General features: G+C 65.2%; 7 protein-coding genes. 1 reads left to right on the forward strand and 6 read right to left on the reverse strand.

Features of this window, described 5'->3' with window-relative positions:
• Window positions 1–2 precede the first annotated feature (2 nt).
• The 4 genes from guaA to guaB form a co-directional block, all read right to left on the reverse strand.
• Entirely contained in the window at window positions 3–1,574 is a 1,572-nt protein-coding gene (guaA, locus tag WAW17_RS06710; RefSeq protein ID WP_422332224.1) for a glutamine-hydrolyzing GMP synthase, read from the reverse strand.
• A gap of 31 nt (window positions 1,575–1,605) precedes the next feature.
• Complete coding sequence (locus tag WAW17_RS06715; RefSeq protein ID WP_422332225.1) at window positions 1,606–3,348, reverse strand: GMC family oxidoreductase N-terminal domain-containing protein; 1,743 nt, start codon at window positions 3,346–3,348, stop codon at window positions 1,606–1,608.
• 212 nt (window positions 3,349–3,560) lie between these two features.
• Window positions 3,561–4,700 carry a GuaB3 family IMP dehydrogenase-related protein gene (locus WAW17_RS06720; RefSeq protein WP_422332226.1) on the reverse strand — a complete coding sequence of 380 codons (1,140 nt, stop codon included), beginning with the start codon at window positions 4,698–4,700 and terminating at the stop codon, window positions 3,561–3,563.
• A gap of 26 nt (window positions 4,701–4,726) precedes the next feature.
• The gene (gene guaB / locus WAW17_RS06725; protein WP_422332227.1) at window positions 4,727–6,250 is read right to left on the reverse strand and encodes an IMP dehydrogenase; all 1,524 of its coding nucleotides are present in this window, start codon (window positions 6,248–6,250) and stop codon (window positions 4,727–4,729) included.
• A 250-nt stretch (window positions 6,251–6,500) separates the two neighbouring features.
• Between guaB and WAW17_RS06730 the strand changes: the two genes are divergently transcribed.
• Window positions 6,501–6,905 carry a DUF5319 domain-containing protein gene (locus WAW17_RS06730; RefSeq protein ID WP_422332228.1) on the forward strand — a complete coding sequence of 135 codons (405 nt, stop codon included), beginning with the start codon at window positions 6,501–6,503 and terminating at the stop codon, window positions 6,903–6,905.
• Between the two features lie 99 nt (window positions 6,906–7,004).
• Here the strand turns inward: WAW17_RS06730 and WAW17_RS06735 are convergent, their stop codons facing one another.
• Together WAW17_RS06735 and WAW17_RS06740 are read right to left on the reverse strand one after the other, a co-directional pair.
• A complete protein-coding gene (locus WAW17_RS06735; protein ID WP_422332229.1) occupies window positions 7,005–8,021 on the reverse strand; it encodes an anti-sigma-D factor RsdA in 1,017 nt (338 codons plus the stop codon).
• A complete protein-coding gene (locus WAW17_RS06740) occupies window positions 8,005–8,583 on the reverse strand; it encodes a sigma-70 family RNA polymerase sigma factor (protein ID WP_422332230.1) in 579 nt (192 codons plus the stop codon). Before WAW17_RS06740 ends, WAW17_RS06735 begins: the two co-directional genes overlap by 17 nt.
• Window positions 8,584–8,926 lie beyond the last annotated feature (343 nt).

Raw genomic sequence — 8,926 nt, forward strand, 5'->3', positions numbered from 1 at the left:
GATCATTCCCACTCGATCGTGCCCGGCGGCTTGCTGGTGATGTCGACGACGACTCTGTTGACGTCACGCACCTCGTTGGTGATACGGGTGGAAATCCGCTCGAGAACGTCGTAGGGCACCCGCGTCCAGTCCGCGGTCATCGCGTCCTCACTCGAGACCGGACGCAACACGATCGGGTGACCGTAGGTGCGGCCGTCGCCCTGCACGCCGACGCTACGAACGTCGGCCAGGAGCACCACCGGGCACTGCCAGATCTGACCGTCGAGACCGGAAGCTGTGAGTTCTTCGCGCGCAATGGAATCCGCGTGACGCAGGATCTCGAGCCGGGCCCGGGTGACCTCACCGATGATGCGGATACCGAGTCCGGGGCCGGGGAATGGCTGGCGCCCGACGATTTCCTCGGGCAGTCCGAGTTCACGGCCCACCGCACGAACCTCGTCCTTGAACAGCAATCGAAGCGGTTCCACAAGCTTGAACTGCAGATCTTCGGGAAGCCCGCCCACGTTGTGGTGGCTCTTGATGTTCGCGGTGCCGGTTCCGCCGCCCGACTCCACGACGTCCGGGTAGAGGGTGCCCTGCACCAGGAAGTCGACCGTCTCGCCATGAGCAGCGTTCTCACCGAGCACGTCACTGACCGCCCCCTCGAAGCTGCGGATGAATTCCCGGCCGATGATCTTCCGCTTGGTCTCCGGATCGGACACCCCGGCCAGTTCACCGATGAACGTGTCCGCAGCATCGACGGTGATCAACTTCGCGCCGGTCGCGGCAACGAAGTCCTTCTCCACCTGGGCGCGCTCGCCGGCCCGCATCAAACCGTGATCGACGAAGACACAGGTGAGACGGTCGCCGATGGCGCGCTGCACGAGAGCCGCCGCGACCGCCGAATCGACTCCGCCCGACAACCCGCAGATCGCTTTGCCGTCGCCGACCTGTTCCCGCACCTGATCCACGAGGGCATCCGCGATATTCGCTGCGGTCCAGGCCGGGGCGATGCCCGCGATCTCGTGGAGGAAGCGGCTCAGAACCTGCTGACCGTGCGGCGAATGAAGAACCTCGGGGTGGTACTGCACCCCGGCGAGAGCCCGCGCCCGGTTCTCGAATGCCGCAACGGGTGCGCCCTCGCTCCTGGCTGTCACGACGAAACCCTCAGGCGCCTCGGTGACCGCGTCGCCGTGGCTCATCCACACCGGCTGATGCTCCGGCAGTCCGTCGTGCAGCAACCCGCCCTGAACAAACAAGTCGGTGCGGCCGTATTCGCGGGTGCCGGTGTGCGCCACCGTGCCACCGAGGGCCTGGGCCATCGCCTGGAAGCCGTAACAGATGCCGAACACCGGAATGTCGTGGTCGAACAAGGCCGGGTCGAGCTGTGGCGCCCCTTCCGCATACACACTCGACGGTCCACCCGACAAGACGACGGCGAGCGGCTTCCTCGACACGATCTCCTCGACCGTCGCGGTATGCGGAATCACCTCGGAGTAGACCTTGGCCTCACGAACCCGGCGGGCGATCAGCTGCGCGTACTGCGCACCGAAGTCGACGACGAGGACCGGTCTCTGCTGCTCGATATCTGTCACCGGGTCAGTCTAATCTGCCCAGCTGAGCGCCCTACGCGACCCCATGCTCCGGCTCGGACACGGCCGCGGACCCGCTGCGGATCTCCGCAATGGGCAGGACCAGCGCAGCAGGCGCGTTCTTCGGCACCACCGGATTCACCGGGGCCACGGGGTTCAGGCGCCGGTACGCCTCCCCCTGTGCGGGACGCTCATCCTGCTCACCCTTGTTCGGCCACAACGATGCCGCGCGCTCGGCCTGCGCCGAGATCGTCAGCGACGGATTGACGCCCAGGTTCGCCGACACCGCCGACCCGTCGACGATGCTCAGGGTCGGATATCCCCACACCCGGTGGTACGGGTCGATGACGCCGCGCGTGGCATCCGAACCGATCGCGCATCCACCGAGGAAGTGTGCGGTGAGTGGGATGTTGAAGACATCTCCCCAGGTGCCTCCCGCCAGGCCGTCGATCTTGGCGGCGATGCGCCGGGTCGCCTCGTTGCCCGCCGGAATCCAGCTGGGGTTCGGCTGACCGTGCCCCTGCTTGCTGGTGACCTTGCGCCGGCCGAAGAAGCCCTTCTTCGTGTAGGTGGTGATCGAATTGTCGAGATTCTGCATCACCAGGGCGATGATGGTCCGCTCGCTCCACCGGTACGGGGTTAGCGCACGCATCGCCAGCGGGTTCTTCGCGAGTTCCTTCAGGAAGGTGAGCCAGCGCCGCGGACCACCGTCGGTGAGCAGAGTCTGAAGCAGTGCCATCGAGTTCGAACCCTTGCCGTACCGCACCGGCTCGATGTGGGTGTCCGAGGAAGGGTGGAAGGACGAGGTGATCGCGACACCCTTGGTGAGGTCGAGGTTCGGGTCCACCTTGCGCTTGGCGGCTCCGAGAATGGACTCGGAGTTGGTCCGGGTCAGCACACCGAGGCGATCGGAGAGCTTCGGCAGCGCCCCGGTCTCCTTCTGGTCGAACAGCAGATGCTGGGTACCCCATGTACCCGCAGCCAGCACCACGTTGTCGGCCGTGTACGTCTTGCGATGCCTGTTCTTTCGTGGCCCGGTGCGGCGGGTGAAGACGTCCCAGGTGCCGTCGGCAGCCTCTCGGAGTCCGGAAACCGTGGTCATCGGGATGATCTCGGCACCCGCCTTCTCGGCGAGCCCGAGGTAGTTCTTGAGGAGCGTGTTCTTCGCGCCGTGCCGGCAACCAGTCATGCACTCCCCGCACTCGATGCAACCGGTGCGGTCGGGTCCCACGCCGCCGAAGTACGGGTCGGGCACGGTCTTGCCCGGTTCACCGAAGAAGACACCCACCGGGGTCTGGATGAAAGTGTCTCCCGCACCCATGTCCTCGGCCACCGACTTGATGATCTCGTCGGCGGGGGTCATGTGGGGGTTCGTCACCACGCCGAGCATCTTCCGCGCCTGGTCGTAGTACGGGCTCAGCTCGTCGTGCCAGTCGGTGATACCTGCCCACTGCGTGTCTTCGAAGAACGAGGCAGGCGGCTTGTACAGCGTGTTCGCGTAGTTGAGCGACCCCCCGCCGACACCCGCGCCCGCGAGAATCAGACAGTCACGCAGCAGGTGGACACGCTGGATACCGAAGAACCCGAGAGCGGGAGCCCACAGGAACTTCTTCAGATCCCAGCTGGTCTTCGCGAAATCCGCGTCGGCGAAACGACGACCGGCCTCGAGGATGCCGACCTTGTAACCCTTCTCCACCAACCGGAGCGCGGTCACACTGCCACCGAATCCGGAACCGACGATCAGGACGTCGTAATCCGTTGTGCGCTGCTTGCTCATCACTCGACCTCCAACGAGAACACTGCCTTATTACCGGCCAGTATGCACCCAGTGTTTGTGATAGCTGCCACAAGGGTTGCCTAACTGTAACGGCAGGTATCAGGTACGAGGGAATTGCCTGATACGCCCGTCGCCCAATGTCACAGTGAGAACGAGGTGGTCCGGTGTGACATCGAGCGACGAGGAAAGAGGCGCGAGGACAGGCGTGGACTTCAGGCGCGGACCGTCAGACCCACCTTCTGGAATTCCTTGAGATCGGAGTAGCCCGACTTCGCCATCGACCGGCGCAGACCACCGACGAAGTTCAGCGATCCGTACGGGTCGTCAGAAGGGCCGGTGAGCACCTGATCGAGGGAGGGCCGGTCACCGAAGGCGACCGGCAGAAATGCCCCCCGGGGCACGGACGGATGAGCCGCCGCCGACGGCCAGTACCAGCCGCCGCCGGGTGCTTCCGCCGCGATGGCGAGCGGAGCACCCAGAACCGCAGCGTCCGCACCACAGGCGATGGCCTTGGCGAGATCACCCGACGAGGTGATGTCTCCATCGGCGATGACGTGGACGTAGCGCCCACCGGTCTCGTCGAGGTAGTCGCGACGGGCGGCCGCCGCGTCCGCGATGGCCGTGGCCATCGGGACACCGATTCCGAGAACCTCACCCGTGGTGGTGGCTCCCTCGGTGGACCCGTACCCGACGATGACACCCGCCGCTCCCGTGCGCATCAGGTGCAACGCGGTGCGGTGATCGCTCACTCCACCCGCAACCACCGGAACATCGAGTTCCGCGATGAACGTCTTGAGGTTGAGCGGCTCACTGCCGTCGTGTGCCACATGCTCGGCCGAGATGATCGTGCCGTGCACCACCAGCAGGTCGATACCGGCCTCCAGAAGCTGCGGAGTCAGCGCCCGGGCGTTCTGCGGACTCACCCGCACCGCAGTCGTGACCCCGGCATCGCGCACCTGCGCTACCGCAGCGGCGAGGAGACCCGGCTGCAGCGGCGCCGCATGCAGTTCCTGCAACCGCTTGACGGCGGCGTCCACGTCGACATCAGACTCCGCCAGGTCCACCAGCTCGGCGAGCTTGGCTTCGACGTCGGGATGGCGACCCCACAGGCCCTCACCGTTGATGACCCCGAGGCCTCCACGCTTGCCGAGTTCGATAGCGAACGACGGTGACACGAGAGCATCGGTGGGATGTGCCAGAACGGGAATGTCGAACCGGTACGCGTCGAGCTGCCAGGTGGTCGATACCTCCTTCGACGAGCGTGTTCGCCGGGAGGGGACGATGTCGATATCGTCCAGCTCGTAGGTACGTCGGGCTGTTCGCCCCATGCCGATCTCGACGAGGTCGCGCACGCGCGCCCCTTTCTCGTGAGTGGTTGCTAGCGAGCGGTGTAGTTCGGTGCTTCGACCGTCATGGTGACGTCGTGCGGGTGGCTTTCCTTGAGACCAGCCGCAGTGATCTGGACGAACTGCGCATTCTGCAGATCCTCGATCGTCGCCGCACCCGTGTACCCCATCGCGGCGCGCAGACCCCCGGTGAGCTGGTGCGTGACCTGAGACAACGGTCCGCGAAACGCGACGCGGCCCTCGATACCTTCCGGAACCAACTTGTCCTCGGACAGCACGTCGTCCTGGAAGTACCGGTCCTTCGAATACGACTTGGCGGCGCCGCGGCTCTGCATCGCCCCGAGCGAACCCATTCCGCGATAACTCTTGTACTGCTTGCCGTTGACGAGGATCAGCTCCCCGGGCGATTCCGCGGTCCCGGCGAGGAGCGAACCGAGCATGGCCGTCGACGCACCGGCCGCGAGCGCCTTGGCGATGTCACCCGAGAACTGGAGTCCGCCGTCCGCGATGACCGGGATGCCGAGCGGCTTGGCCGCGGCGACCGCTTCGAGGATCGCAGTGATCTGCGGGGCGCCGACACCGGCTATCACGCGGGTCGTGCAGATGGAACCGGGCCCGACACCGACCTTCACGGCATCCACGCCGGCTTCGATGAGCGCTGCCGCACCGGCACGGGTCGCAACGTTGCCCCCGATTACCTGCACCCGCTCGTCGACCTCGGCCTTGAGCTTCGAGATCATCGCGAGGACACCGGCAGAGTGGCCGTGCGCGCTGTCGACGACGAGGACGTCGACACCCGCATCGGTCAGAGCCATGGCCCGGGTCCACGCCTCGTCACCGACACCGACCGCAGCGCCGACCAGCAGCCGTCCGTCGCGGTCCTTGGTGGCGTACGGATGCTGCTCGGTCTTGACGAAATCCTTGACCGTGATGAGCCCGGTGAGCTTGCCCTGGCCGTCCACGATGGGGAGCTTCTCGATCTTGTGGCGGCGCAGCAGACCGAGCGCAACCTCCGCGGTGACACCTTCCTGTGCGGTAATCAGCGGAGCTTTCGTCATCACCTCGGACACCGGGCGGTTCTGATCGACCTCGAACCGCATGTCGCGGTTGGTGATGATGCCTACGAGCTGTCCCGCTTCGTCCGTCACCGGCAGGCCGGAGATCCGGAACCGGGCGCACTTGGCGTCGACCTCGGCAAGGGTGTCGGACGGTGAGCAGGTGACCGGATCGGTGACCATCCCGGCCTCCGACCGCTTGACGGTCTCCACCTGCCCGGCCTGCGCCTCGATGGACAAGTTCCGATGAAGGACACCCATCCCACCGGCGCGGGCCATGGCAATGGCCATCCGCGCTTCGGTGACGGTGTCCATCGCGGAACTGACCAGGGGCACCCGGAGTCTGATGTCCCGGGTCAACTGGCTCGACGTGTCGACCTGGCCGGGAATGACATTGGACGCCGCCGGCAAGAGCAGGACGTCGTCGTACGTGAGACCCAGCATCGCGACCTTGTTCGGGTCGTCACCGCCGGTGTGTACATGCCCTGCTGAACTTGTCATGCGGTTCGGGCCCTCCGTGGAACTCGGGATGCAGCGCGAGCAGCGCCGTCTGCGGATTTTCGGTGTGTACAGATCGGATCTGTGTGAATGTCAGGAATTCGGGTATAGACAAAAGGCCGGAGCAACGAACGAAATTCCCGGCTCCGTACTTCATGATATCGGCTCGGTGCGATCAGCATGCGAGCCCACCCACGCTGGACATATGCGGAACGGCTGGCGCAGACCGGTCCTACCTGCGTACCGTGGTGCTGTGCGTGATCAATTGCCTCCAGGTCTGCCCCCGGACCCCTTCGCCGGCGACCCCGCCGACCCGTCTGCAGCTCTCGATGCCATCGAACCGGGTCAGCCACTCGATCCCCATGAGCGTCTCGCCGTGGAAGAGGATCTGGCCGACCTCGCCGTGTACGAGGCGCTGCTGGCGCATCGCGGGATCCGCGGACTCGTCGTCTGCTGCGAAGACTGCCAGCAGGATCATTATCACGATTGGGACATGCTCCGTGCCAATCTTCTCCAGCTCCTGGTCGATGGCACCGTGCGCCCGCATGAGCCCGCCTACGATCCTATGCCCGAGGCCTACGTCACCTGGGACTACTGCCGGGGCTATGCCGACGCCTCGATGAACGACGCATTGCACGGCGACGGCTTCGATTCCTGAACCGACACACTCAGCACAGACGACTGTGGCCCGACACCTCGAGTGTCGGGCCACAGTCGTCTGTGCCGGGGATCGTGCTGAAAGGTCAGCTCACCGCGATCAGCTTGTCGGAGGCAACGGGATGGGAGCCGCCGTCGTGGTGGTCGGCGGGACCGGCGTATACGACTGAGTCGACGGCATGGTGCTCGAAATATCGGACGGCTGTTCGGGAACCGACATAATGGTGGGGCCCGTGGTCGGAGACGGCGGCGTACCCGGTATTCCCTGCAAGTCCGTGGGCAGCTGCGGCAACTGCGGCAACGGAAGCGGCGGCAGCCCGGGAATCTGAAGATCGGACGGCGGGACAGTGCCCGGGAGCGGTGGAACACCCGGGGTGGTGGTATTCGGAGTCACCGAACCCGAGGGAGGAACCGACGTCGTCGGGGCGGATGCACTTGTCGTGGTCGTCCCGGGTGCAGTCGTCGCCGGCGACAGAGGCGCCAGCTTCTCGAGCTCTGCGGCGAGCTTCTGGTTCCACACCTCGAGCTCGTTCCGCTGATCGGCCTCGCGCACCTCGCCGGCCCGCTGCGCAGCGGTGTCGAGCATGTGCTTCGCGGATGCGACATCGCCCACAGAGATCAGCCTTTCGGCTTCCTGCAGCTGCGACGCGGTGTCTATCTTCGCGACAGTGGAATCAGCCTGCTGACTGAAGACGACCGACTTCACACTCCACAGCGGGTCGCCCGGTTCTGCGTTATAGGAGAAGATGGTGGCACCGCCCATCACGACAGCGATGGCAGCGGCAGCGCCGGCGATCGGACGAAGGAGCCGAAGTCGTTCACGCCCAGCGCTTCGAGTGGCGGCACGAGAATCGGACGCCTCCATCGCGGCGACGACATCGTCGAGCAACGGACCGGTCGGCATCGGAGTGGAAACGATGTCTTCGCGCCAATTGGCCAGCAGGAGCGCGAGCTCGTACTGCTCGGGCGAGTCGGTCGCAACCGGACCACCGCCGGCGATGGCATCGATCAACGCGTCATCACGGCGCACGGCCGCTACGTCCACCGGTGCGTCCTCCCCGGGGAGATCGGCATCGGGATTGCCGCCCCATTTGTTGCCCCTAGCCAAACCTCTCACCTGCCTTCGTTACTTCTTTCTTCAGCTTCGCGATGGCTCTGTGTTGAGCCACGCGCACCGCGCCTGCCGTACTGCCCACTGCCACTGCCGTCTCCTCCGCAGACATACCGACCACGAGGCGGAGAATCAAGATCTCCCGGTGCTTCTCCGGAAGCGTGCTGAGCAGTTCGTTCATCTGCCTGCTCGCTTCCGAATCGAGCGCCCTCTGTTCGGGTCCGTCATCGTTGGCTACGACATCTGGTACTTCGGCCACCGGCTCCGACTTGTTACGTGCAGAGTTTCGGTGCGCGTCGGCGACCTTGTGCGCGGCGATCCCGTAGACGAATGCCATGAAGGGCCGACCCTGATCCTCGTATCGAGGCAAGGCAGTCATCACGGCGAGGCACACTTCCTGTGCCACGTCGTCTGCAGAGAGGTTTCCCCGCTCTGCAGCACCCACCCTGGCTCTGCAGTAACGCACAACCATAGGGCGAATGTTTTCCAGGACCAGAGCTAAAGCGGCCCGGTCGCCCTGCGTTGCAGCTGCGACAGCGGAGTCCAACTCCTCGCTCGTATCAGTCATCGTCGGTAAATATCCTGGCGTTACAGTGGCACCCCCCCGCTGGGTGTGCTCCCGCTCTCAGCGGAACACTCCCAGACTAACGGTGCCGACCGCACGGTATACGCGCGGATTCGGCCGAAAGTCGCCCTGGACGTCCGACCAGGACAATCACTTCCGGAATCGTCCGCCTCGCGCCAGAATCGTCGATTCGCACGCGGCTCGAACCTTGTCGGCCTCAGAACGTGTTGGGAAAGTCTCAAGCGGCGGTTGAGCTACGTTGCCAGGGCTTGCGGCCGGGCGGTGGCGCCAGGCGTCGGACCATCAACCCGATCATGGCCCACTTGATCATGGCCTCACTGGTCTC

Source organism: Rhodococcus sp. (in: high G+C Gram-positive bacteria), assembly GCF_049286785.1.
Taxonomy (GTDB): domain Bacteria; phylum Actinomycetota; class Actinomycetes; order Mycobacteriales; family Mycobacteriaceae; genus Rhodococcus_F.